Raw genomic sequence first — 23,318 nt, forward strand, 5'->3', positions numbered from 1 at the left:
CGGCGCAGCCGCGTAATCCGACACCAGCGTCTTGCAACAATGTGGTCGGATTACGCGAGACCAGGCCTCGCTAATCCGACCTACGCCCTCAATTCCAGATTCTGTAAATCCAGTAACTTTCATCGTCGCGCATGGCCCGCGCCAGCTCGGTGGGGCTCAAGCCCGTGATTTCGCGCGTCTCGCGGCAGAAATGGGCCTGGTCGGCGTAACCGCCGCTGGCGGCGACGTCGGACCAGGACGCCGTGCCTTGCAGGATGGCGCCGCGTTCGTCGAGAAACAGCTGTTCCGCGCGGCGCATGCGGCGCAAGGTGCGCATGGGCTGGCCGGCCCAGGCCTTGATGCGGCGCTCGACATTGCGCGCGCTGCTGGCCAGGCCCGTCGATGCCGCCTGCACGCCCAGACGGCGCACCCAGTCCTGCACGGCGCCGGCAGGATGGTCGCCGCTCTTGCGCGCCAGCTGCCAGCGCGGCGCGAGAAAATCTTCCACCAGCCTGACGCGGGCCTCGTCGTCCGGCGCCGCCAGCACGGCGTCGGACAGGACCTGCCAGTCGGCATCGAACAGCGCGTCGAGCGGGCGAAACTGGTCCAGCAGGGCATCCATCGACACGCCCGTCAACGCATGCAGGGCGGCCGGATAAAACATCACGACAAACGAACGCACGGGACCGGGGTTGTAGCTGACCAGCGGATACGAACGGGGTCCGCCGAACAGCGCGGGCGGCATGCGCACGTCCCGCAGCGACAGGCCCGGCGCGGCCGCTTCCACGTCGCCGGCGACGGTCCAGATGATGCTGCACATGGGCGCGGCGGGAAAGCGGTTCAGGCGCTGCGCCGGCGGCAGGGGCGCGCAGGCCGTGGTGTCGCGCACGAGGAAGGCGCGCACGCAGGAAGCGAGCGCGGTGCGCGGCGCGATCAAACGGGTCAGGGGCGTAGGGGCGGCAGGCATGGCGACGATTGTACCGGCAATTTCTGGCCGCGCACGATGTCGTATTCGTTCAAGACGCGGGCGCGCAAGCGCGCTACAGTCATGCCATCGTTCCCACTGAAACAGGAGCTTGCCATGCCGCCACTCGACCACGCCGCCGCACCCGACATTGCCCGCCCACTGCGCCAGATCCGCCGCTTGCCGGGGCCCTTCGCCCTGCCCATCGTCGGCAACAGCCTGCAACTCAAGCTCACGCGCATCCACCGCGACGTGGAAGCGTGGGTGCGGCGCTACGGCCCCTACATGCGCGCCTGGTTCGGCCGCACCCTGGTGCTGGTGGTGGCAGACAGCGAGGCCGTCGGCGCCGTGCTGCGCGACCGGCCCGACGGTTTTCGCCGCCCGCTGAGCAGCTCCATCGTCTCCGAGGAAATGGGCGGCATCCCCGGCCTGTTCCTGGCCGAGGGCACGGAGTGGCGCAACCAGCGCCGCATGGTCATGGCCGGCATGGCGCCCGGCGCCATCAAGGCCTATTTCCCCGCGCTGGTGACGGTGGCGCAGCGCCTGCAGCGGCGCTGGCATCTTTCCGCCACGCAAGGCCAGGCGATCGACCTGGACGGTGACCTGAAACGCTACACGGTCGACATCATCGCCGGCCTGGCCTTCGGCACCGAGGTCAATACGCTCGAATCGGGCGAAGACGTGATCCAGCGCCACATGGACGACATCCTGCCTGCCGTGGCGCGGCGCAGCCTGTCCATGTTCCCGTACTGGCGCTATGTCAAGCTGCCCGTCGACCGCCGCCTGGACCGCGACGTGGCGGCCCTTTCCGCCGCCGTGGCCGACCTGGTACAGCAGGCGCGCACGCGCCTGGCGCACGACCCGGCGCGCCGCGAACACCCGCCCAACCTGCTCGAAGCCATGATCGCCGCCGCCGACCTGGAAGGCAGCGGCGTGACGGACCGCAACGTGGCCGGCAATGTGCTGACCATGCTGCTGGCCGGTGAAGACACGACGGCCAACACGATTTCCTGGATCATCTACATGCTGCAATGCAATCCGCACACCCTGGCGCGGGCGCGCGAGGAAGTGCGGCGCCTGGCGCCCGACGTGGCGCACTTCACGATCGAGCAGATGGATAGCCTCGACTATCTGGGCGCCTGCGCCAGCGAAGCCATGCGCTTGAAACCGGTGGCGCCCTTCCTGCCCGTCGAAGCGCTGCGCGACACGGTCATCGCCGACATCGCCGTGCCGGCCGGCACCCTCGTGTGGTGCGTGATGCGCAACGACACGGTATCCGATGCGCACTTTCCCGATGCCGGGACCTTCCAGCCCGAACGCTGGCTGGCCGAAGGCGGCGAAGCAAACAACAAGCGTGCCTCGATGCCCTTCGGCGCCGGCTTGCGCACGTGCCCGGGCCGCTATCTGGCCTTGCTGGAAATCAAGATCGCCATGGCCATGCTGCTGGGCAGCTTCGACATCGCCGGCGTCGATACGCCCGATGGCGGCGAGGCGCAGGAACTGATGGGTTTTGTGATGTCGCCCATCGGCCTGACCATGCGCCTGGCGCAGCCGCAGTGATACCATGGGGGAAGTCCCATTCATTCGACCTCCCTCATGACTATCCGCCTGGAATCGCCGCAGCAAGCCGATGTGCAAACCCTGATCGCCGAGCTTGATGCCTATCAACAGCCCCTGTACCCGGCCGAGTGCGTCTACTCGCTGGACCTGGCATCGTTGCCGCCGGAGACCCTGCTGTTTGCCGTCGCCCGCGATGCGGCCGGTGCGGCGCGCGCCTGCGGCGCCATCGTCGTCACGCCCGCTTTCGGCGAGGTCAAGCGCATGTACGTACACCCGGACAGCCGCGGCCTGGGCCTGGCCAAGCGCCTGCTGGCCCTGCTGGAAGAACAGGCGCTGGCGCGCGGCTGCCGCTTGCTGACCTTGGAGACGGGCATCCACCAGCCAGAAGCCATCGCCCTGTACGCGCGCCACGGCTACCAGCGGCGCGGGCCGTACGGCGACTATCCCGACGATCCGTTCAGTGTCTTCATGGGAAAAAAAACGCTGCAGGCGGCGGCAATGAGCGCGCCCCACCGACAGCTTGCTCGACATTCGCGCGCGCCTGCGCGCCCTTTTGCCGACGAAACGCGACTGGGAGCAAATTCCACACGCCGAAAAACCTGGCCATGGCCCTGTCCGTGGAAGTGGCGGAACTGGTGGAACACTACCAGTGGCTGCCCACGGGGGCGGACGCGGAACTGGACGAAGCGAAGCGCACGGGCATCCGCCACGAACTGGCCGACGTGCTGATGTATCTGGTGCGCCTGGCCGACAAGAGCGGCGTCGACCTGCATGGGGCCGTGCTGGAAAAGATGGAACTCAACGCGCAGAAATACCCGGCGCAGCAGGTGCGTGGCGATGCGCGCAAATACAGCGAATACTGATCCGTCATCCGTGCGTGGCTGCCGCGCAAAAAGGCGTAGCATCGGGCCATGCGTATGCCTCTTTCCCTGCTGCTTGCCTGCCTGCTCACTGGCCCTGTTGCCCTGGCGCAAACCGCGCCCGTGCCGCAAGTCAAAGTCGATGCCACGCGCGACCCTGTCGACAAATCGTATCGCAAGATGCTGCAGGGCGTGGACCGCTTCGAGCGCGACCATGCGCTGGCGCCGCAGGCCGTGCTGCGCTTTCGCTTGCTGCCGCGCCAGCCCGGCGTGGACATGACGGGCGTGCAGCTGCGCATCGCTGGCGACACGGTCAGCATCCCCTTGCCCTTGGCCGAAGACAACAGCTTTGCCCCCGTGCGCCATGCGCAGGCGGCGCGCGAAGACGCCGTGCTGATCGCCAACCGCAAGGCCACCACCATGAGCTGGCGCGCGCAAGTCATCACGCCCGGCTTGCCGCCCGGCACGCGGCGCCTGGGCGACTTGCGCCTGGAATGCCGCGCCGGCATGGATTCCGGCCTGATCTCGAACGACCCGCAAATCATTGCCTGGCTGTCCAGCATGCTCTACAGCACGGACAAGGTGTGTTCCGAGCCGGACGGCAATTATCTGTTCTTCACGGACCGTCCCCTGTTCGGCGTCACCCTCGTGCATGGCGAGCGCCGCCTGGCCCTGCCGTTCACCATGCTGTATGCGGGCGGCGAGCAAACGCCCGCCTCGCTGCCCTATTGCGATTGCCAGGTCTTGCTTGACCGCACGTACTACGCGCCCCTGTGGGATGCCAGCTGGCCCGACGATACCCTGCTGGAATTTACTTATATGGACGAGGTGGCGCCATGAAGTGGCTCAGTGTCTTCGCGCTGGCGCTGCTGGCCGCCTGCTCCGGCACGCGCGCCTTGCAGGCAAGCAAGAATGTGCCTTACGCAACGCTGGAGCAAACGGTACAGCCGGGCAGCAGCACGCGCGAACAGGTGCGCGCCGCGCTGGGAGACAGCATATCCATCCGTTTCGACAGCGGCAATGAAGTGTGGATGTACACCTACCCGGCCGCCTCGGGCGCGCAGGGAGAATATGTGATTCTATTTGGCGGGGATGGGGTGGTGCGGAAGGTGCGCAGCGGCGAGGTGTACCGGGTGAAGAAGTAAAACTACCCAAAAAACAAACTGGGGTCGTACCCTGAGGACTCGGCGTCCCCGTACGACCCCGGTCTTTCGCCGTTGGGGTAATTATCTTGCTTTCAGCAAGGCCCGCGACGCCACGCCGGCCGCCACGCTGGGACTGCGCCCCACGCCAGCCGCCTTGCGCTTGGGCGACGTCTTCAATTTGAAGATGCCGATCGACTGGGCCACGCTGTCGGTGCGCTGCGCCAGGTTGGTGGCGGCGGCCGCCGCCTGCTCCACCAGCGCCGCATTCTGCTGCGTGATGCCATCCATGTGGATGACGGCCTGGTTGACTTGCCCGATGCCCTGGTTCTGCTCGCGCGTGGTGGAGGAAATCTCGTCCATCACTTCCGTCACGCGGGCCACCGAGGCGATCACTTCCGTCATGGTGGCGCCCGCATTGCTGGTCAGCACGCTGCCCGCGTTCACGGTGGCGATCGAATGGTCGATCAGGTTTTTCACCTCTTTTGCTGCCGTTGCCGAGCGCTGCGCCAGGCTGCGCACTTCACCGGCCACGACGGCGAAGCCGCGGCCATGCTCGCCCGCGCGCGCCGCTTCCACGGCTGCGTTCAAGGCGAGGATATTCGTCTGGAAGGCGATGCCGTCGATGAGGCCGATGATGTCGAGAATCTTGCGCGACGACGTGCTGATCTCGTCCATCGTGGTGACCACTTCGCTGACGATGGTGCCGCCCTTGGCCGCGACGGTGGACGCCTGCGCCGCCAGGTCATTGGCCGTGGCCACGTGGTCGGCGCTGTTCTGCACCGTGGAAGTCAGCTCTTCCATGCTCGCTGCCGTCTGCTCCAGACTGGACGCCTGCGATTCCGTGCGGCTGGACAGGTCCATATTACCCGTGGCGATCTCCGCCGTGGTGATGCGGATATCCTCGAAGTTCGCGCGCACGTCGCCGATGATGCTGTGCAAATTGATATTCGTCTGGCGCAAGGCCGCCATCAATTGCCCCATGTCATCGTCGCGCACCTTGTCGATGACGCCCGTCAAGTCGCCACCCGCCATCTTGCGCGCCACGGTGATGGCGTCGCCCAGCGGTGCGACGAGGGAATTGTGCAGATGGGCCCAGAAATACAGCATCAGCGCCACGGCCGCGGCGGCAGCACCGCTGAGCCAGCTGCGCGTGGCCGTGCTCGTGTCGCCGTCGATATTCCACACGGCGCAGCCGAGGATGGCCAGCACCACGCCAAAGACGATGCAATGCAGGGCCAGGTCTTGCGACAGGCTCAGCTTGCGCCACTCGGCCAGCTTGGCGACCCAGCCCTGGCGCACGACGCGGCCATTGCGGATCGCCAGGTTGGCACTATTGCCGTCCTTGAAACTTTTATACAGGGCTGCCGCTTCGTTGATCTGCTCGCGCGTGGGCTTGGTGCGCACGGACATATAGCCGATCGGGCGGCCGTTTTCGATGACGGGCGTGATATTGGCGAAGACCCAGTAGAAATCGCCATTCTTGCAGCGGTTCTTGACCATGCCGGTCCATGGCATGCCCGTCTTGATGGTGTCCCACAGGTCGGCAAACGCTTCGGCCGGCATATCGGGATGACGCAAGATATTCTGTGGCGCACCCAGCAATTCCATTTCTGAAAAACCGCTGACTTCAATGAAATACTGATTGGCGTAATTGATGTTTCCCTGTAAATCCGTGGTGGAAACAATCGTCATGCCTTCATTTAATACGTATTCATTTTGCGTGATAGGTGTATTGACCCGCATCGTCGCTCCTCTATTTTTTTTCAACTAGCATAACAAAAACATAAAAACAATATACCACATCAAGCACCCATGATATATCGCCTCGGCGACAGTGACGCCAGTCAAATAATTTAATAAAAGCCAATTCATTTATGTTTTAGAATTTACTTTGATTCAACTTGATTGATTTTATTGAATGTAAAATTTAAATTGCGCGCATACAAAATAATTAATAAAAAATTATGTATCGATGCACCAGTCGATAAATACGCTGCTTGTGCCGATAAAAATGCGCAGAGGGGCATGCCAATTACCGGCACATGGCGGCGCCAGTTGCCAACCATAACGCGGCAACCATGTTCATTTCTTGAGGGAAAATAAAAACTGGCGCGAATGCGCCAGTGGGGGAACTGTCTCCAATCCGCGACACAGGCGCCGGAGCGCCCGTGGGAATGGCTTACTTGTACGTTTTACGGGGTGGCGACTTCGGACGCGGTGGCGCAGGCTTGCGCTCCGTCGTGCCATCGTCAAGGCTGATGCGCAGCTTCTGGCCCGAGACCACGACCGATTTCAGGTGGTCGAGGATTTCCGGCGGCATGCCTTCCGGCAGGTCCAGCACGCTGTAGTTGTCAAAGATATCGATACGGCCGATATGCTTGGCTTCCAGGTTCGCTTCGTTGGCGATGGCGCCGACGATGTTGCTTGGCGTTACGGCATGCTCGCGGCCCACTTCAATGCGGTAGGCCGTCACGCCTGGGCGTGGACGTTCCTTCTTCGGCGCGCGCGGGGCAACTTCGCCCGCGTCCGCTGGCGCATCCTTGAACGCTGGCGCGGACTTGGCGGCGAACGGCTTGCGTGGCGCGGCTGGCGGTGCCAGGTCCGGCGCGTCGCCGTCGCGGCTGATGCGCAGCTGCTGGCCCGCCACCCACACGGTTTTCAGCTGGTCCAGCAATTCTTTCGGCATGCTGTCTGGCAAGTCCAGGACGCTGTAATCGTCATAGATTTCGATGCGGCCGATGTTTTTCGAATCGATGCCCGCTTCGTTGGCGATGGCGCCCACGATATTGCCCGGCTTCACGCCATGCTGATGACCGACTTCGATGCGGAAGGTCTGCATGCCGGCGTCGGCCGGACGCTGGATGCGTTCCTTTTTCGGGAAGGCCGGGCGTTCGCCACGGTCGCTGCGCTCGTTACGGTCGAAGCGGTCGCCCCGTTCCGGACGGTCGTTGCGCTCGAAGCGGTCTTGGCGCACGGGACGGTCGTCTTGCCACGTGGCTTGCTCGCGCGCCTTGTTCTTGTCCAGCAGCAGAGGGACATTGCCACGCGCCATCTTCGCCAGGGCGGCGGCGATTTCGATGGCGGGAATGTTCTGTTCGCGTTCGAAATCCTCGATCAGCGACTGGAACTGTTCCAGTTCGCCCAGGGCCAGGGTTTCGCTGATCTGTTCCTTGAACTTGGCGATACGCACGTCGTTGACGGCCTGAATCGTCGGCAGTTCCAGCATGCCGATAGGCTGGCGGGTCGAGCGTTCGATGGCTTTCAACAGGTTCTTTTCACGCGGGGTGATGAACAGGATCGCTTCGCCGCTGCGGCCGGCGCGGCCCGTGCGGCCGATGCGGTGGGTATAGCTTTCCGGATCGTGCGGCACGTCGTAGTTGACGACGTGGCTGATGCGCTCGACGTCCAGGCCGCGGGCGGCCACGTCGGTTGCCACGAGGATGTCGATCTTGCCGTCTTTCAACTGCTGGATCGTGCGCTCGCGCTGGGCTTGCTGAATGTCGCCATTGATGGCGGCAGCGGAGAAGCCACGGGCTTGCAGCTTGCCGGCCAGCTCTTCCGTGCCCAGCTTGGTGCGGGCGAAGATGATCATGCCGTCAAACGCTTCCGCTTCCAGGATGCGGGTCAGTGCGTCGAGCTTGTGCATGCCCGACACCAGCCAGTAGCGCTGGCGGATGTTATCAGCCGTGCCCGTCTTGGCGGCAACCGTCACTTCGGCCGGGTTCACCAGGTAGGTCGTGGCGATGCGCTTGATGACGGAAGGCATGGTGGCCGAGAACAGGGCCGTTTGATGGCCTTCCGGCGTTTCTTGCAAGATGCGTTCGACATCGTCGATAAAGCCCATGCGCAGCATTTCATCGGCTTCGTCCAGCACCAGGGTCTTCAGTTTGGACAGGTCGAGCGAACCCTTGTCCAGGTGATCGATGACACGGCCAGGGGTGCCGACGACGACGTGCACGCCGCGGCGCAGGGCCGACAGTTGCGGGCCGTAGCTTTGGCCGCCGTAGATCGGCAGCACGTGGAAGCCGGGGATGTGGGCGGCATACACCTGGAACGCTTCGGCGACCTGGATGGCCAGTTCGCGCGTCGGTGCCAGGACCAGGGCTTGGGGTGAGCTTTGTTTCAGATCGATGCGCGACAGGATCGGCAAGGCGAAGGCGGCGGTTTTACCCGTGCCTGTTTGCGCCTGGCCCAGCACGTCGCGGTTCGCGAGCAATAATGGAATCGTGGCCGCCTGGATAGGCGACGGTGTTTCGTAACCGACATCCTTGAGCGCGCGAATCAGCGGCTCGCTCAGGTTAAGGTCGGAAAATAAGGAAATTGGTGTATCAGACATGAAATCACTCACAAGTTCGCTCGAATCGCCCAATGCGAAAGAGTGTATCTGCTAGTTTACTCTTTACTGGACCTTACCGGGTGGCCGCATGCCGCAGAACGCCGTTTTTTGCACCATATCTACGTAAAAAAGCCAGAAAAATCGGCGATCCGCACGCAATTGGCGCGTGATTTTGCCAACATTAAACGATACACAACAATCTGCGGCCTGCGCCGGTTCCATGCGTCAACAGCAACGGCGGGCGCCTCGGGACGATGGCGCCCGCGCCGTTTCAGGTGCGCAAGAACTCCAGCAAGTCCTCGTTCAGCCGGTCCTTGTGCGTCGTCGCCAGGCCGTGCGGCGCGCCCGCATACACGAGCAGCTTGCTGCCGATAATGAGCTCGGCAGTGCGCCGCGCCGAGGCGGCGATCGGCACGATCTGGTCGTCGTCGCCATGGATCACCAGGGTCGGCACGTCGAACCTGGCCAGGTCGGCCGTAAAGTCCGTCTCGGAAAATTGCTTGATGCACAGGTAGGCGGCCGGCATGCCCGCCTGCATGCCTTGCCGCCAAAAACTGTCGCGCACGCCCTGCGACGGGGTGGCGCCGGGCCGGTTGTAGCCATAGAAGGCCTCGCTCAAGTCGCGGAAGAATTGGCTGCGGTCGGCTTGCACGCCGGCGCGGATGTCATCAAAAACGGATAACGGCAAGCCCAGCGGGTTCTCCGCCGTTTGCAGCATCAGCGGCGGCACGGCGCCCACCAGCACGGCACCGGCCAGGCGCTGCGTGCCATGGCGGCCGATGTAGCGGGCCACTTCGCCGCCGCCCGTCGAGTGCCCCACGAGGGTGGCGCCCGTCAAATCCAGTGCGGCGAGCAAGGCGGCCAGGTCGTCGGCATAGGTATCCATGTCGTTGCCGTCGAACGGCTGGCTGGAGCGGCCATGGCCGCGCCGGTCGTGTGCGATGACGCGGTAGCCGCGCGAGGCAAGGTAGAACATCTGGTCTTCCCACGCATCGGACGACAATGGCCAGCCGTGGCTGAAGACGACGGGCGGGCCGCTGCCCCAGTCCTTGTAGTAGATCAGGGTGCCGTCGGCGGTACGCAGGGTATTGCCCGATTGCAAGTCAGGGGTAGTCATGGAACGCTCCTTGTCGGTGGACCAGCAGCCATTGTGGCCTCAATCGCCTTGCGCGCGCCGCGCGCTACGCCAGAGCATTGCGGTAGAGTAAGATTGCCGCTGCTTTGTTTTCCCGTATTCACTTTTGGAGTTGCCATGCGTTTTCCCTTCGTCCTCGCCGCCAGCCTGCTCAGCACGGCTACCCTCGCCCAACCGCTCGTTACCGAAGCGCCCCTGCGCGCCCACCTGTCCTTCCTGGCCGACGACTTGCTCGAAGGACGCGGCACGGGCCAGCGCGGCGGCGACCTGGCCGTGCGCTACCTGGAAACGCAGGCGGCCGTGGCCGGCTTGCAACCCTTGCCGGATGGCACGTATCGCCAGGCGCTGACCATCGTCGGCAGCAAGGCTTTGCCATCGAGCAAGGTGACCTTCAGCGCGGGTGGCAAGACCTTGTCTCCCGCCTTCGGCCAGGACATCGTCTTTGGCGCGGCGAATGGCCAGGAAAAAGTGGCGTTCGACGCGCCCGTCGTGTTCGCCGGCTACGGCATCCGCGCGCCAGAGGAACGCTGGGACGACTTCAAGGGTGCTGATTTAAAAGGCAAACTGGTCATCATGATGGTCAACGATCCGCAACCGACCGCCGCCGAACCCAAGCGTTTTGCCGGCAAGTCGCTGACCTGGTACGGCCGCTGGGTCTACAAGTACGAGGAAGCGCTGCGCCAGGGCGCCGCCGGCGTGCTGCTGATCCACACGACGGCATCGGCCTCGTACCCGTGGTCGGTGCCCGCCAACGGCTTCGGCCACGAGCGCTTCAACCTGGCCGGCGCGGGCAATGCGATGGAAGGCTGGCTGCAGGAAGACATGGCGCGCACGCTGTTCCAGGCCGGCGGACAGGACCTGGACGCCTTGCGCGCGCAGGCGGAAACGCGCGCATTCCGCCCCGTGGCCCTGAACGCCACGGTCAAGGTGGCACTGGACAGCCAGATCCGCAGCATCGAGCAATTCAACGTGGCCGGCATCGTGCCGGGCACGGACCCGAAACTCAAGGACGAAGCCGTGATTTACTCGGCCCACTGGGACCACCTGGGCAAGGACGACGAAGGCAGCGCCCGCTCAGGGCAAAGCGACCATATCTACAACGGCGCCATCGACAACGCCTCGGGCGCGGCCGCCCTGCTGGCCATGGCGCAGGTAGCCGTCAAGCAACCGGCACGCCGCACGCAGATCTTCCTGTGGCCGGCAGGCGAAGAAACGGGCATGCTGGGCAGCACGGCCTATACGCGCAAGCCCCTGTGGCCACTGGCCAAGACGGCCGCCGACCTGAACCTCGACAGCATGAACTTCGTCGGCAAGACGCACGACATCGGCGTGGCCGGCGCCGAGCGCAGCAGCCTGTACGCGAGTGCCGCCAAGGTCGCCAAGCGCATGGGCCTACGCCTGGCGCCAACGATACCCGACCTGTCCGGCGCCTTTTACCGGGCCGACCATTTTGCGTTTGCCAAGGCCGGCATACCCGCCTTCAACGTGGGCTCGGCCGTGTTCTCCGGCGATGGTTCTTTCGATTTCGTCAAGGACCCGAAAGCATCGAGCGAGCGCCTGGTCGCCTTTAAAAAGGATTACCACCAGGTGACGGACGAGTACAACCCGTCATGGGACCTGTCGGGCATGGTGCAGCAGGCGCAGTTCACCCTGAATCTCGGCTATGAAGTAGCGAATGACAAGAATTTTCCTACATGGAACAAGGGCGAGGCGTTTGGAAAAGTAAAACGGTAAGCAGATAGCGGTGAACTAACCCGCAAAGCAAAAAAGGCCGGGGTCAGACCCTCAGGGTCTGACCCCAGTATTTGCCGTTAGCCCTGGCAAATCAAATTGCCATGATGCGTTTCAGGTCCACGAATGCGGTTTCGTACAAATGTTGAAACGCGCCGGTCATGACTTCTTCCACGCCTTCGGCCGCGTCGAACTCGCTCGACCATTCCGCCACGCAGGAAGCGCCGCCCGGTTCGCCCGTGACGCGCAAAGTAGAACGGTAGTTCTTGACGGGGATCGGGCCCGAGACGATGGTGTAGCTGTAGCTCTTGTCCGCTTCGCTGTAGCTTTGCAGGCGTTCGGCGATGATGGCGCCGTCCGTGGTTTTCAGGCGGCGCACGCGGCCGCCGTGCTCGGACAGGCTGGTCTTGATCGAGCTAGACCATTCAGCCAGCGACTGGAAGCCGCCGATAAAATCCCACACGCGTTCGGCGCTTGCCGCCAATGTTACAGAAACAATTACTTGGGCCATCTTTAATTCGGTTCCTCATCCAGGTTTGCCGGGCGCCGTGCCCGGCCGGCCGGAGTTGCCCGGCACAGCCGCTATTTTAACGCCCATGCGGCGTTGCTGCTGGGCGGAAAATAGCAGCAGGCCAGCCTGGCGAGGCAGTCTTACAGATTTTCTGCCAGGAAAATCAAGGAATTGCCATGTGCCTGGGCAGCGGCGCGCTGCTGGTAGCTGTCGCGGTGGGTGCAATTGAAACCGTGCTCGGCGCCCGGGTAGATATGGATTTCCACGTCTTGCCGGTCTTCGAAGCGCTCGGCGATCTTTTGCACGGCTTCCGGCGGGATATGGCTGTCCTGGCCGCCGAAATGCATGAGCAGCGGCACCTGGATCCGGCCAGCCAGGTCCAGCTTATTCTGGATGCCGCCGCCGTAATAGGCGATGGCAACATCGACCAGACCGGCCGCGGCCGCCTGGAACGACAGCCGGCCGCCGAAGCAGTAGCCGACGGAAGCCAGCTTGCCCGTCACTTCCGGGCGCGCGCGCAGGGCGGCGATGGTGGCCGCGATATCGGCGTCGGCATGCGGATTGTCGGTAGCTTGCATCAGTTCGACGGCGCGCTTCCAGCCGTCCGCGTCATAGCCCAGCTCGATGTGCGCGCCGGCGCGCCAGAACAGGTCGGGCACCAGCACCACGTAGCCATCGGCCGCGTACTGGTCGGCCACGGCGCGGATGTGCTCGTTGACGCCGAAAATTTCCTGCAACAGGATGATGGCGGGGCCCTTGCCCACGTGCGGCACGGCCAGGTAAGCCTGGAAGCTGCCGTCCGGGCCGGCGATATCGATCCACTGCGATGTTGTGCTCATAGAAAACTCCAGTCTGAGGTTGGGGGAATGCCACAGCCAGGCATGTTACTGGTTTTCCCCACTTTCTGCGCCCGCCCTTTGTCCAGGCTTAATACATCTCGCGCAGGTAAATCACGGGACCCGACTTGAAGACGCCAAAGACGACGGTGCCCACGGTGCTGGCCAGGTAAGGATGGTTGCCCACGGAAACGTCCACGCTGCCGGCCTTGTCGGTGCCGGGCGCCAGCAAAGTCAGAAGATTGGTTTGCGGCAGTGTGCCTTGAGTGACGGTATAGGTCCGGTCATCAACGGCCAGCTTGGCGCAGTCCAGCGTTTTCTTGCAATTGGCCAGCACCACGTGCGACTTGTTCAAGGCACTGATGCTGTCGAGCAGATTCGTGATCCATTTCGTCCCATTCCAGTACTGGACTTGCACGGCCAGCCTGACGGGCAGCAATTCGGAGCCATAGCCGTGGGGCACCATCCATTGCCCCGACAGCACGGTCAACCGTGCCTCGTTCTGTACCAATGGCGAGATTGAATTGACGATAGCGCCGTCGGGATACTTGCTGCTGGCGCGCAAGCGCACGTCGGTGGGCGCCACCTTCAGCGGCACGCCTGCCTTGCCCGGAAAACGGTAGGCGACCATGGGCGAAGCGACGCCGAGGGTGAATTTCGCGGGCGCCACGCCGGTAACGGTCGTTTGCGCCTTGCTGCCATCGGTGAGGCGGCTGCTGCCATCAGCGGTACTCGGCGGAAAGGCGGTGGCACCCGTGGCCGCATCCCAGCCATCGAGCAGCACGGGCGCCAGGACGCTCGGGTTGCGTTCGTCATAGTTTTTGCTCGTCGCCTCTCCCAGGGCGCGCGCCGTCACGCGCACGCCTATCGCCTGTCCCGAGTAAGCGTAGCGGCCTTTCTCCCCGTCGTCGGCGCAGGTGAGCGGCGCGGCGCATGGAATGGCGATGCCGTCGCTGGCCTTGGGCTGGTCCGCATCCTTGCTCCTGATCAACTCCGTGATGAAGTGGTGCGGGATGAAGCGCACCTCCCCGCTCAAGCCCGACGCCTTGGGCAAGGTCGGTACGGCAATGTTGGCATCCAGGTAGCCGTTGGGGTTGGCCAGATTGAAGGCGATGGTGATGATTCCCACTTCCGGCCAGTTCATGTCGCTGCTGGTAACGATGCCATTCTTGAAGACCACGCCCCCCAGCACGGCCGGCTTGGCTGGCGCGGCGATCTCGCCTGTCGTCGGCCGGACCAGGCTGGCCAGCGACGGCAGCGCCGTCTCTGCCGTCTTTTCATTGCCAAAGTTGGGCGCCAGGTTGCCCGCGTTATTGAGCGCGCGCATGCCGACCGTCACGGGTGCGCCCGCGCGCTGGGGGCTGGCAATGACCGGGGCGCTGAAGGCGGCCGGCACGACGATGACATCGGCGTTGCCCGTCATGCTCAAGCCGGCGTCGCCGGTAATGGCCGACCCCGTGTAAGTGGCCTTCAGATTCAGCTTGCCCACGTCCGCATACGACATGATGGCCGTGGCGACGCCCTGGTCGTTGAACGCCAGGTTGACGTTCGCGCCCGCCGTGCTGCAGGCGCTGCTGTTGTTCGGGGCCAGTGGCACGAAGGCCCCCGTCCCCTGCGCGAAGACAGGCAGGGTGCCGCCGGCAGGATTGCCATAGCTGCAGGCGAGGTTCAGGTCCTTGCTGGTATTTTTGAACAGCGGCACGCACGCCTGCGCATTGGGGGAAGCCTGCACGGCGCTGACGTCGAACGCCTTTTGCGTGGCCGAAACATGATTGACGGGAATAACCGTCAAGCCTGTCGCCGCAAAGTTCATGTCGCAGCTGCTGCTGTTATCCGATGTGCGCTTGCATACGAGCGCGCCCGTGGTGCCGGGCACGCTCGTCAGGCTCAGGGTGGCCGTGCCGGCCGTGTACTGGCGCACGCTGGCCGTTGCCACCCCGCTGCTGCCTATCTGCGTCGCCGTGCCGCCGGGGCTGACGGTGACATTCGCGCCGTTCGTGTACTTGGCGCTGCAGGCGGCATCTGCGCACGCCGTCACCGTCACTGGCTGCGGCGCACACGTCAGGGCATTGCCTGAATGCTCGATCTGGAAATGGTGCAGCCCGCTCGGCGTGCCAGGCCCGCACTTCGGCCCCATCGGTTCATTGAAGGCCCAGCCGCTGTTGTTCGTCACGCAACTGCACGGGTTCGATGGCGTATACGCCTTGCAAGTGATGGTTTGCTGCACCCGGCCCTGCCAGCCCAGGGTGATGTGGTCGACCAGCGCATTGCCCGTGATATACGCGTTGGACGAGTCCAGCGTGACGTTGCCGCCCTCGACGTTGCCCTTCACGCCATTGCCGGAGGCGATGCTCAGGGAGCTGGACGCTTTCACGTCGCCCGTGACCAGCAGGCCGGACGCCTTCAGGTCGATGGTCGGCGACGTCAGGTTGCCCTTCACCTGGCTGCCCGAACCGACTGTCAGCGAGGTACTGGCCGTGATATCGCCCTGCACCTGGCTGTTCGCTGCCTCGATGCTGACGACGGGCGCCTTGGTGGTGCCATTCAGGTTGCTGCCCGAACCGAGGCTGAACGCATTGACAGCCGTCACGTCGCCTGTAATCGACACGCCGGAACTGGTGGTGATGCTGCTGCCGTTGACGGGTCCCGTTATGGTCGAGCTGGAGCCGATGCTGACGTTGCCGCTGGCCTTCACGCTGCCCGTGATCGTGACCTTGGAGTTGCCGCTGATCGAGCCGCCGCTGATGGCGCCATTCAGCGTCGAGCCGGAGGAAATGTCGATATTGCCCGTGGCCGTGATATTGCCCGTCACCTTCACGGGCGTGCCGCCCAGGGAGACGGACGCCGCCGAGATATCGGCCACGAGCACGGTGCCGCCCTGCGACCCCACCTTGAAATTGCCGCCCTTGGCCGTCAGGCTGCCGCCCGTGATCTTCAGGTTGGGCGGATTGACATTGCCGATGTCGATATTCTTGTTGGCGGTCAGGGCCGCCGTGCCGCTCATGCTCAGGCCCTGATTGTAGTCGATGCTCACATCGCTGTTGACCGTCACGCCATAGCCGCTGGCGATGACGACGTTGTCGGTGCTGCCCATGATCAGGCTGGCGCAAGTATATTGGTTGCTGGACGCCGGCAGAGTGCAGCCGTTGACGGCGCCGCCATTGAAGTTGAGCGTAACCGCGTGGGCAAGGGATGAGCCCAACAGCAATGTCAGGGCGGCAAAAAGATGGAGTAAGCGCACGATATCCAGGAATCCGATGGGTGGGGAGCCAGCGGGCGCGCGGATTATTTCATGCTAACCTACGCCATCGCCGTTGTTGCATTATGGCAGTATTTATCCCCCTCGCGCATATCGCATGATCAAGCAAAACCCCAAAGAATTCCCACTGCGTACCGTCGACATCATCGTCTATCCCGGTTTCAAGGCGCTCGAAGCCATCGGCGCCATGAAGGTGTTTGACTACGCCAACACCCATTTGCGCCTGCGTAACCTGCCCGGCGGCTACGACGTGCGCATCGCCTCGACGGCCATCGGCCCGGTCGAATCGGACACCCTGATGTCGTTGCACGCCAGCAAGGCGCTCGATGCCAGCCGCTTGCCCGATCTGGCCGTCATCGTCGGCTGCCACCACGTCGAGCAAGTCTTGCAGGACATTCCCGCCCTCGCTGCCTGGGTGGCCGAAGCGGCACCCCGCATCGATACCCTGGCGGCCCTGTGCACGGGCTGCTTCTTCCTGGCCGAGGCGGGCGTACTCGACGGCAAGAGCGCGGCCACGCACTGGAGCGCCGTGGACAGTTTGCGCCAGCGCTATCCATTGATACAGGTCAATGCCGATGCGATTTTCGTGCGGGAAGGGAAATTCTGGACGTCGGCCGGCGTGACGGCCGGCATCGACCTCGCGCTGGCCCTGGTGGAAGACGATTTCAGCCGCGATATCGCGCTGGAAGTGGCGCGCGACCTGGTGGTGTACTTGAAGCGGCCCGGCGGCCAGTCGCAGTTTTCCGTGCACCTGTCGAGCCAGATGACGACGCATCCGACCATCCGCCAGTTGCAGGGCTGGATCATGGAACATCTTGCCGAAGAGCTCACTATTCCACTGCTGGCGGCCAGGCTGGCCATGAGCGAGCGCAATTTTACGCGCGTGTTCCAGCGCGAAACGGGTACCAGTCCCACTGAATTCATCGACACGGCCCGCTTCGAGGTGGCGCGTCGCTTGCTGGAAGACAATGTGTCTTCCTTAAAACAGGTGGCCGTGCAGGCGGGCTTGCATAGCGAAGAGAGGCTGCGCCGCCTGTTTCAAAAGAAACTCGCCATCACGCCGCGCGACTACCGCGAGCGCTTTTCCAGCACGGCACGCTAAGTGCAGCGGGAATCAGCGCGGCTTGCCGTGACGCACGTGGCGCGTGGCCAGTTGGCGGCTCTGACGGGCCAGCGGTGTAAACAATAGTGCGCACAGCAGATACGTGGCCAGCAGCGCCAGCCAGATGGCGGGCGTGGCGAGGCTGGCGGCATTGCTCCACCACAAGGCCAGCAGGGAAGACAGGGCCGCGCCGAGGAAGACGGGCAGCATGCGGCGCAAGGTCGCGAGGTAGGCAGTGGCAAACATGGACGGCTCCCAAAGCAAGGCGGATGTCTTCACACTAGCAGGGGCAGGCGGCGAAGTACAGCCTGCCGCCCTGCCCCGTCCGTCAAGTGTTGCGCAATGAGTACATTCAGCTCAATCCAGCGCGCTTAATACAGCACGACCGAACGGATCGATTCGCCGCTTTTCATCAGGTCGAAGCCCTGATTGATATCCTCGAGCTTCAGGCGGTGCGTGATCAGGTCGTCAATATTGAGCTTGCCTTCCATATACCAGTCGACGATCTTCGGCACGTCCGTGCGTCCCCGCGCGCCGCCGAAGGCCGAACCGCGCCATTCGCGCCCCGTCACCAGCTGGAATGGCCGCGTGGAAATTTCCTGGCCGGCCGCCGCCACGCCGATGATGAAGGACTTGCCCCAGCCCTTGTGCGTGCACTCGAGCGCCTGGCGCATCAGGGTCGTGTTGCCCACGCATTCAAACGAATAATCGGCGCCGCCATCCGTCAGTTGCACGATGGCGTCGACGACGTTTTCCACTTCATTCGGGTTGATGAAATGCGTCATGCCGAACTTGCGCGCGATGGCCTGGCGCGCCGGGTTGATGTCGATACCGATGATCTTGTCGGCGCCGACCATCTTCGCCGCCTGGATCACGTTCAGGCCGATGCCGCCCAGGCCGAACACGGCCACGTTGGCGCCCGCCTCGACCTTCGCCGAGAACAGCACGGCGCCCACGCCCGTCGTCACGCCGCAGCCGATGTAGCACACCTTGTCGAACGGCGCGTCGGAGCGGATTTTTGCGAGAGCGATTTCCGGCACGACGATGTAGTTCGAGAAGGTCGAGGTGCCCATGTAATGGAACAGCGGCTGGCCATTCAGCGAGAAGCGGCTGGTGGCGTCCGGCATCAGGCCGCGGCCCTGCGTGGAACGGATGGCCTGGCACAGGTTCGTCTTTTGCGACAGGCAGAACTTGCACTGGCGACATTCCGGCGTGTACAGGGGAATGACGTGGTCATCCTTTTTCAGGGTGGTCACGCCCGGGCCCACGTCGACGACGACGCCGGCGCCTTCATGGCCGAGGATGGCAGGGAAGATGCCTTCCGGGTCGGCGCCGGACAGGGTGTAGTAATCGGTGTGGCAAATGCCCGTGGCTTTCAGCTCGACCAGTACTTCGCCCTCGCGCGGGCCGGCCAGGTCAACTTCTTCGATCGTCAGCGGGGCGCCCGCCTTCCAGGCAATCGCGGCTTTGGTTTTCATGTGTGTCATTCCTGCTCGGTTTCAGATGCGCCATTATCGGGCGGCTGCGGGCGCGGCGGTACCGCTGGACCCGCGCTTGTCTGAAAACGCGGCGCATTTGTCCGATGCCGCCGCACGGTGCAGCAGCGCACGGAAGTGCGGACGCCACGCGGGGTATGCTTGCGCAAGCTCAATCATGCCGACGCCAAAACGCGCATTCTTGCAGCAAACCTAGCGCCATACCGTGCAGCCGTTTCATCGTTCCCGCAGGAGACTGACATGCGCCACTTCCTATCCCGGTTTTCCCCTGCCTGGCCAGCCTTGCTGCTGGCCTGCAGCCTGAGCCTGCTGGTATCGTGTGGCGGGGGCGGCGGCCACCATCCGCCTGCCGCCGGCACCGGCAGCCTGAATGTCAGCATCGGCGGTTTGCCTGCCGGCGTGGCGGGCGCTGTCACGGTGGGTGGTCCCGCGTCATACAGCAAGGCGCTGACGGCGAGCACCACGCTCACCGGCCTGGCGCCCGGCGCCTACACGCTCAGCGCCGCCAGCGTGGCGCAAGGCACGGGGACGCTGGCGCCCACGCCCGTCACGCAGCAGGTGCAAGTCAATGCTGGGGAGACGGCCAGCGCCAGCGTCCTGTATGCGGCCGCCACGCCGCTGGCCCTGGGGCTGCAGGAAGTGGCCAGCGGCTTGAGCGCGCCCATCTTCCTCACGGCGCCGCCCGGCGACAGCCGTTTGTTCATCATCGAACGGGCCGGCCGCATCCGCGTGATGCAAAATGGCAACCTGCTGGCCACGCCCTTCCTCGACATCAGTACGCTCACCACCACGAGCGGCGAACGGGGCTTGCTGTCGCTGGCCTTCCATCCGCAATACGCCAGCAATGGCTATTTCTTCCTGTATTACACCAACCTGGCCGGCGATATCGTCATCGAGCGGCGGCAAGTGTCGGCTGGCAACGCCAACGTGGCCGATCCCCTGTCCGCGCTGACCATCCTGACGATTGCCCACCCCACGTTCAGCAACCACTATGGCGGCTTGCTCAGCTTTGGACCGGACGGCTATCTGTATGCGGGCACGGGCGATGGCGGCAGCGCGGGCGACCCGCCCGGCAATGCGCAAAACACCAACGTGCTCCTGGGAAAACTGCTGCGCCTGGACATCAACGCCAGCAGCGTCGCCCAACCGTATGCCATTCCGCTGGGCAACCCATTTGCGGCGGCAGGCGGGCGCCCTGAAATCTGGGCCTACGGCTTGCGCAACCCGTGGCGCTACGCTTTCGACGTGCCGGCCCAGCTGCTGTACCTCGCCGACGTGGGCCAGGGCAACTGGGAAGAGGTCGATGTGCGTCCCGTGGGCCAGGCGGGCAATAACTATGGCTGGAACATCATGGAAGGCGCGCACTGCTACAACAGTGCCAGCTGCAACCAGGCGGGGCTGGTCCTGCCCGCCATCGAATACGGCCACGATGCGGCCGGCGGCTGCTCGATCACGGGCGGCTATGTGTACCGGGGGGCGGCTCTGCCGGAACTGGCGGGGCAGTACCTGTATTCGGACTACTGCAGCGGCTGGCTGAAGAGTTTCAGCTACAGCAATGGCACGGCATCGGCCGTGACAGACTGGGGCATCGCGAACGTGGGCAACATCCTGTCGTTCGGCCAGGATGGTCAAAACGAGCTGTACATGCTGAGCGGCACGGGCAAGGTGTACAAGATCGTCCGTAAATAGGCGTACGCAAACCTGCGTGCCAGTGAAGCGGACGGCACGCACGCTGCTGAGGGCATTTTTCGACGGGACGCGGGGAACCGGCTAGAATTGATATTTCCGCCGCGCCCTGCGCATCAGACCAAGAGAACACCATGGCCCGTTTGAAACTTGAATTTCCTGAAGACCAGTACTGCTATTCCTCGCAACTGACGGTACGCACGACGGACATCAATGCCGGCAACCATCTCGGCAACGATTCCATGATTTCCATGATTTCCGAGGCGCGCGCCCGCTTCCTGTTCGAATATGGCGTGCGCGACATCGAAGCGGACGGCACCGGCATCATCGTCACCGACCTGGCCACCACCTACCGCGCCGAAGCCCATGCGCGCGACCAGCTGCTGTTCGAAGTGGGCGTCATGGATTTCAACAAGTATGGCGGCGACATCACCTTCCGCATCACGCGCCCACGCGACAACACCCTGATCGCCATGGCCAAGTCCGGTTTTGTGTTCTTCAACTATAAGCTCAGCCAGGTCGTGCCCATGGCGGAAGATTTCGGCAGCAAGTTCCCGCAGGTAAACTGGATCGACTGAGGCGCGGTACATTCTGGCCATCATCCTGTATCCTTATCAGGATGACATGCAAAATCAACCTGCGCCACGCCGGCGCCTGCCTGCTGGCCACCTGCGCGATGGCGGCACCCGGCATCAGCCATGCCGCGCCGCAAACCGTCATCCTGTACGGCGACGACGATTATGCACCGTACAGCTATGTGGAAAACGGCGTTTTCAAGGGCATGTATATCGACATCCTGCGCCTGGCAGCCAGTGCGATGCCCGATTACCGGCTGGAACTGCAGCCACGCCCCTGGAAACGGGGGCTAGCCGCGCTGGAAAAGGGCCAGGTTTTCGGCCTGTTTCCACCCGGACGCAAAACGGAACGGCCGTACGTGCAACCGTATTCGGCCATGCTGTACCGCGAATCAGTGGTCCTGTTTTGCCATGATGCCGTCATGCGCACGCCGCGCACGCGGTTTCCCGCCGACTTTGCCGGCCTGACCATCGGCGTCAATACAGGTTTTTTGCTCTCGGAAAAACTGATGGCGCCGGCCCGCGAGGGGCTGCTGCGCCTGGAAGCAGCCAAGGGCAATGAGGCCAACCTGAAAAAACTGGCCTTGCGGCGCATCGATTGCTACGCCAGCGACCGTGGCGCTGCACGCCATACGGCGCGCCAGCTGCAAGGCGAACTGGGCAGCTACGGCTTTCAATTGCACGAAGTGCTGGAATTGTCGTCCGAAGCCACCTATATCGCCTACAGCGCGCGCAACACCCCGGCCTACAAGGCCGACTTCGTTGCGCAGATGAATGCCGCCCTGCTGGCCCTGCGGCAGAACGGCCAGCTGGCGCGCATCGAACAGGCTTATTTGCGTTGATTAGCCGCGTTGATTACTTGCCCTGCACTTCGGGCGCTGGCAAGATCACAACGGGCTTGCTGCGCCCCCGGGGCTTGATATCAAAGGTATTCCTGAACCAGTCGTCGATCATCTGTTTCTCGTAGCGCAGTGCATCGGTACTGGAATAACGGCCCAGACGCTGCAAATAAGACATATCGGATAAATAGGCGTTGCCACTGGCGATGACCTTGCCGTTTTGCGCGAGCGTATAGCGCAGGCGCATGCGCGGCCAGTCGGTGCGGCCATCCATCACGCGGATGGTGGAGGCGCCGCGGCGTGTGAGATCTTCACGGCCTGCCAGGTCGACGTCGGTCACCTCAATCTTGAGTTCCTGTCCCGGCCGCAAACTCTTGCCGAGAAACTGGAAGTGATCGGCCAATCCATCCAGAGCCACCTGGCGGTCGCTCGGGCTGAACGGCACGTCGGTATATTTGTCAGGCTGCTCGAAGCTCACCTGCACTCCTGCCCAGGCGCCGCTGCTGGCAAGCAAAGCCATTGCAGCGACCCACGTTTTCATGCCTTTGGAAATACGCATATCCATCCCTTTCAGAAAGTCCGACTGCCAGGTAGTACCATGCTGCCGCGCATCGCGGCAGCTGGAGCGACTATAGCCTGAAGTGAAAATTTCTGTAGCGCAATGTCTGTGCGTGCCCGGGACGGCAAGCCGGAATCGCCGGCCGCCCTCCCGACTGGCATGCTTACTTGCGTGCCGGACGCTTCACTTGCGTGCCGAACGTGCTCGAGAACCAGTCGTCGATCATCTGTTTCTCGTAACGCAGCTTGTCGCCGCTGGAATAGCGGTTGATGCGCGTCAGATAGGACATATCGGACAGAGCCGCATCGGCGCTACCGATGACCTTGCCATCTTGCTCAAGCACATAGTGCAGGCGCATGCGCGGCCAATCGGCCCCGCCGGTCATCACGCGGAAATCCTGGGTGGAGCGCATGGCGGGATTTTCACGGCCAGCCATGTCCAGATCCGTCACATCGATCTTCAGGGTTTGCCCAGGCTTGAGCGACTCTCCCAGTTTCTCGAAATGCGCCGTCAAGTCCTTGAGCACTTTCTCACGCTCCGTCTGATCGAAAGACAGGTCCGTGAATTGTTCCGGCTTGGTGAAATGCACTTCCGTGCCCGCCCAGGCGGCGGTGCTCGCCAGCAAGGCAAGACCAGCAATGAAGGTACGCGTCGTTTTCGTTGTCATGATGAGTCCTTTCAGGAATGTGGATGGCGCTCCGGCCATTCTTTACGTTTTAATATAGCGCGATGCGTTTCATTCTAA

At 63.3% G+C, this 23,318-nt stretch carries 21 protein-coding genes; 10 read left to right on the top strand and 11 right to left on the bottom strand.

Going from position 1 to position 23,318, the window contains the following annotated elements; translation table 11 throughout:
- Positions 1-88: 88 nt before the first annotated feature.
- Positions 89-946, bottom strand: a complete 858-nt coding sequence (locus JAB1_RS27915; protein WP_070282910.1) for an AraC family transcriptional regulator — start codon at positions 944-946, stop codon at positions 89-91.
- 114 nt (positions 947-1,060) lie between these two features.
- On the opposite strand from JAB1_RS27915, the gene JAB1_RS27920 reads away from it, so the two are divergent.
- Genes JAB1_RS27920 through bamE form a run of 5 tightly spaced genes read left to right on the top strand, consistent with a single transcriptional unit; the run spans position 1,061 to position 4,508 of the window.
- Positions 1,061-2,503: a cytochrome P450 gene (locus JAB1_RS27920; RefSeq protein WP_070283043.1), complete on the top strand. Its 1,443-nt coding sequence runs from the start codon at positions 1,061-1,063 to the stop codon at positions 2,501-2,503.
- 36 nt (positions 2,504-2,539) lie between these two features.
- Positions 2,540-3,232, top strand: a complete 693-nt coding sequence (locus tag JAB1_RS29335; RefSeq protein ID WP_083300053.1) for a GNAT family N-acetyltransferase — start codon at positions 2,540-2,542, stop codon at positions 3,230-3,232.
- Positions 3,139-3,366, top strand: coding sequence for a MazG-like family protein (locus JAB1_RS27925; protein WP_343216008.1), 228 nt, complete (start codon positions 3,139-3,141; stop codon positions 3,364-3,366). The genes JAB1_RS29335 and JAB1_RS27925 overlap by 94 nt, the downstream gene beginning before the upstream one ends.
- Before the next feature lie 48 nt (positions 3,367-3,414).
- Positions 3,415-4,203, top strand: coding sequence for a hypothetical protein (locus JAB1_RS27930; protein WP_070282912.1), 789 nt, complete (start codon positions 3,415-3,417; stop codon positions 4,201-4,203).
- On the top strand, positions 4,200-4,508 hold the full coding sequence (gene bamE / locus JAB1_RS27935; protein ID WP_070282914.1) for an outer membrane protein assembly factor BamE: 309 nt from the start codon (positions 4,200-4,202) through the stop codon (positions 4,506-4,508). Before JAB1_RS27930 ends, bamE begins: the two co-directional genes overlap by 4 nt.
- Positions 4,509-4,589: 81 nt before the next feature.
- Here the strand turns inward: bamE and JAB1_RS27940 are convergent, their stop codons facing one another.
- From JAB1_RS27940 to JAB1_RS27950, 3 genes are all read right to left on the bottom strand, one after another.
- Positions 4,590-6,251 carry a PAS domain-containing methyl-accepting chemotaxis protein gene (locus JAB1_RS27940; protein ID WP_070282916.1) on the bottom strand — a complete coding sequence of 554 codons (1,662 nt, stop codon included), beginning with the start codon at positions 6,249-6,251 and terminating at the stop codon, positions 4,590-4,592.
- Positions 6,252-6,687: 436 nt separating this feature from the next.
- Complete coding sequence (locus JAB1_RS27945; RefSeq protein WP_071653749.1) at positions 6,688-8,844, bottom strand: DEAD/DEAH box helicase; 2,157 nt, start codon at positions 8,842-8,844, stop codon at positions 6,688-6,690.
- Positions 8,845-9,115: 271 nt separating this feature from the next.
- Positions 9,116-9,961: an alpha/beta hydrolase gene (locus JAB1_RS27950; protein ID WP_034784306.1), complete on the bottom strand. Its 846-nt coding sequence runs from the start codon at positions 9,959-9,961 to the stop codon at positions 9,116-9,118.
- A 135-nt stretch (positions 9,962-10,096) separates the two neighbouring features.
- Here JAB1_RS27950 and JAB1_RS27955 point away from each other — a divergent pair, with 135 nt between their 5' ends.
- Positions 10,097-11,713 carry a M28 family peptidase gene (locus JAB1_RS27955; RefSeq protein ID WP_070282917.1) on the top strand — a complete coding sequence of 539 codons (1,617 nt, stop codon included), beginning with the start codon at positions 10,097-10,099 and terminating at the stop codon, positions 11,711-11,713.
- A 91-nt stretch (positions 11,714-11,804) separates the two neighbouring features.
- Here JAB1_RS27955 and JAB1_RS27960 read toward each other — a convergent pair whose 3' ends face one another.
- The 3 genes from JAB1_RS27960 to JAB1_RS27970 all read right to left on the bottom strand — a co-directional run bounded on the left by JAB1_RS27960 (position 11,805) and on the right by JAB1_RS27970 (position 16,259).
- Entirely contained in the window at positions 11,805-12,221 is a 417-nt protein-coding gene (locus JAB1_RS27960) for an SRPBCC family protein (protein ID WP_071653432.1), read from the bottom strand.
- Positions 12,222-12,361: 140 nt separating this feature from the next.
- Positions 12,362-13,060 (bottom strand): dienelactone hydrolase family protein, encoded by a 699-nt coding sequence (locus tag JAB1_RS27965; RefSeq protein ID WP_070282919.1) that lies wholly within the window; start codon positions 13,058-13,060, stop codon positions 12,362-12,364.
- A gap of 88 nt (positions 13,061-13,148) precedes the next feature.
- A complete protein-coding gene (locus JAB1_RS27970; protein WP_139144710.1) occupies positions 13,149-16,259 on the bottom strand; it encodes a polymer-forming cytoskeletal protein in 3,111 nt (1,036 codons plus the stop codon).
- 154 nt (positions 16,260-16,413) lie between these two features.
- Here JAB1_RS27970 and JAB1_RS27975 point away from each other — a divergent pair, with 154 nt between their 5' ends.
- A complete protein-coding gene (locus JAB1_RS27975; protein ID WP_070282923.1) occupies positions 16,414-17,418 on the top strand; it encodes a helix-turn-helix domain-containing protein in 1,005 nt (334 codons plus the stop codon).
- Positions 17,419-17,430: 12 nt separating this feature from the next.
- Here the strand turns inward: JAB1_RS27975 and JAB1_RS27980 are convergent, their stop codons facing one another.
- Both JAB1_RS27980 and JAB1_RS27985 read right to left on the bottom strand, forming a co-directional pair.
- On the bottom strand, positions 17,431-17,664 hold the full coding sequence (locus tag JAB1_RS27980) for a hypothetical protein (RefSeq protein WP_034784311.1): 234 nt from the start codon (positions 17,662-17,664) through the stop codon (positions 17,431-17,433).
- Positions 17,665-17,789: 125 nt separating this feature from the next.
- Positions 17,790-18,896 (bottom strand): S-(hydroxymethyl)glutathione dehydrogenase/class III alcohol dehydrogenase, encoded by a 1,107-nt coding sequence (locus JAB1_RS27985; protein WP_070282925.1) that lies wholly within the window; start codon positions 18,894-18,896, stop codon positions 17,790-17,792.
- A gap of 258 nt (positions 18,897-19,154) precedes the next feature.
- Between JAB1_RS27985 and JAB1_RS27990 the strand changes: the two genes are divergently transcribed.
- From JAB1_RS27990 to JAB1_RS28000, 3 genes are all read left to right on the top strand, one after another.
- Positions 19,155-20,603 carry a PQQ-dependent sugar dehydrogenase gene (locus tag JAB1_RS27990; RefSeq protein ID WP_070282927.1) on the top strand — a complete coding sequence of 483 codons (1,449 nt, stop codon included), beginning with the start codon at positions 19,155-19,157 and terminating at the stop codon, positions 20,601-20,603.
- Between the two features lie 131 nt (positions 20,604-20,734).
- On the top strand, positions 20,735-21,178 hold the full coding sequence (locus tag JAB1_RS27995; protein ID WP_034784316.1) for a thioesterase family protein: 444 nt from the start codon (positions 20,735-20,737) through the stop codon (positions 21,176-21,178).
- Positions 21,179-21,219: 41 nt separating this feature from the next.
- On the top strand, positions 21,220-22,017 hold the full coding sequence (locus JAB1_RS28000) for a transporter substrate-binding domain-containing protein (RefSeq protein ID WP_083300057.1): 798 nt from the start codon (positions 21,220-21,222) through the stop codon (positions 22,015-22,017).
- A gap of 13 nt (positions 22,018-22,030) precedes the next feature.
- On the opposite strand, the gene JAB1_RS28005 is transcribed toward JAB1_RS28000, so the two are convergent.
- Both JAB1_RS28005 and JAB1_RS28010 read right to left on the bottom strand, forming a co-directional pair.
- Positions 22,031-22,573: a DUF3016 domain-containing protein gene (locus tag JAB1_RS28005; RefSeq protein ID WP_254672287.1), complete on the bottom strand. Its 543-nt coding sequence runs from the start codon at positions 22,571-22,573 to the stop codon at positions 22,031-22,033.
- 163 nt (positions 22,574-22,736) lie between these two features.
- Positions 22,737-23,240: a DUF3016 domain-containing protein gene (locus JAB1_RS28010; RefSeq protein WP_070283048.1), complete on the bottom strand. Its 504-nt coding sequence runs from the start codon at positions 23,238-23,240 to the stop codon at positions 22,737-22,739.
- Between the last annotated feature and the right edge of the window lie 78 nt (positions 23,241-23,318).

Source organism: Janthinobacterium sp. MP5059B, assembly GCF_001758645.1.
GTDB classification, from domain to species: domain Bacteria; phylum Pseudomonadota; class Gammaproteobacteria; order Burkholderiales; family Burkholderiaceae_D; genus Janthinobacterium; species Janthinobacterium lividum.

Excerpts from the sequence above, each read along its gene's own strand:
- JAB1_RS27995 (WP_034784316.1), top strand. The coding sequence starts at position 20,735 with ATGGCCCGTTTGAAACTTGAATTTCCTGAAGACCAGTACTGCTATTCC.
- JAB1_RS27945 (WP_071653749.1), bottom strand. The coding sequence starts at position 8,844 with ATGTCTGATACACCAATTTCCTTATTTTCCGACCTTAACCTGAGCGAG.
- JAB1_RS29335 (WP_083300053.1), top strand. The coding sequence starts at position 2,540 with ATGACTATCCGCCTGGAATCGCCGCAGCAAGCCGATGTGCAAACCCTG.
- JAB1_RS27960 (WP_071653432.1), bottom strand. The coding sequence starts at position 12,221 with ATGGCCCAAGTAATTGTTTCTGTAACATTGGCGGCAAGCGCCGAACGC.
- JAB1_RS27985 (WP_070282925.1), bottom strand. The coding sequence starts at position 18,896 with ATGAAAACCAAAGCCGCGATTGCCTGGAAGGCGGGCGCCCCGCTGACG.
- JAB1_RS28005 (WP_254672287.1), bottom strand. The coding sequence starts at position 22,573 with ATGCGTATTTCCAAAGGCATGAAAACGTGGGTCGCTGCAATGGCTTTG.
- JAB1_RS27980 (WP_034784311.1), bottom strand. The coding sequence starts at position 17,664 with ATGTTTGCCACTGCCTACCTCGCGACCTTGCGCCGCATGCTGCCCGTC.
- JAB1_RS28000 (WP_083300057.1), top strand. The coding sequence starts at position 21,220 with ATGACATGCAAAATCAACCTGCGCCACGCCGGCGCCTGCCTGCTGGCC.
- JAB1_RS27950 (WP_034784306.1), bottom strand. The coding sequence starts at position 9,961 with ATGACTACCCCTGACTTGCAATCGGGCAATACCCTGCGTACCGCCGAC.
- JAB1_RS27965 (WP_070282919.1), bottom strand. The coding sequence starts at position 13,060 with ATGAGCACAACATCGCAGTGGATCGATATCGCCGGCCCGGACGGCAGC.
- JAB1_RS27990 (WP_070282927.1), top strand. The coding sequence starts at position 19,155 with ATGCGCCACTTCCTATCCCGGTTTTCCCCTGCCTGGCCAGCCTTGCTG.
- bamE (WP_070282914.1), top strand. The coding sequence starts at position 4,200 with ATGAAGTGGCTCAGTGTCTTCGCGCTGGCGCTGCTGGCCGCCTGCTCC.
- JAB1_RS27975 (WP_070282923.1), top strand. The coding sequence starts at position 16,414 with ATGATCAAGCAAAACCCCAAAGAATTCCCACTGCGTACCGTCGACATC.
- JAB1_RS28010 (WP_070283048.1), bottom strand. The coding sequence starts at position 23,240 with ATGACAACGAAAACGACGCGTACCTTCATTGCTGGTCTTGCCTTGCTG.
- JAB1_RS27920 (WP_070283043.1), top strand. The coding sequence starts at position 1,061 with ATGCCGCCACTCGACCACGCCGCCGCACCCGACATTGCCCGCCCACTG.
- JAB1_RS27915 (WP_070282910.1), bottom strand. The coding sequence starts at position 946 with ATGCCTGCCGCCCCTACGCCCCTGACCCGTTTGATCGCGCCGCGCACC.
- JAB1_RS27930 (WP_070282912.1), top strand. The coding sequence starts at position 3,415 with ATGCGTATGCCTCTTTCCCTGCTGCTTGCCTGCCTGCTCACTGGCCCT.
- JAB1_RS27955 (WP_070282917.1), top strand. The coding sequence starts at position 10,097 with ATGCGTTTTCCCTTCGTCCTCGCCGCCAGCCTGCTCAGCACGGCTACC.
- JAB1_RS27940 (WP_070282916.1), bottom strand. The coding sequence starts at position 6,251 with ATGCGGGTCAATACACCTATCACGCAAAATGAATACGTATTAAATGAA.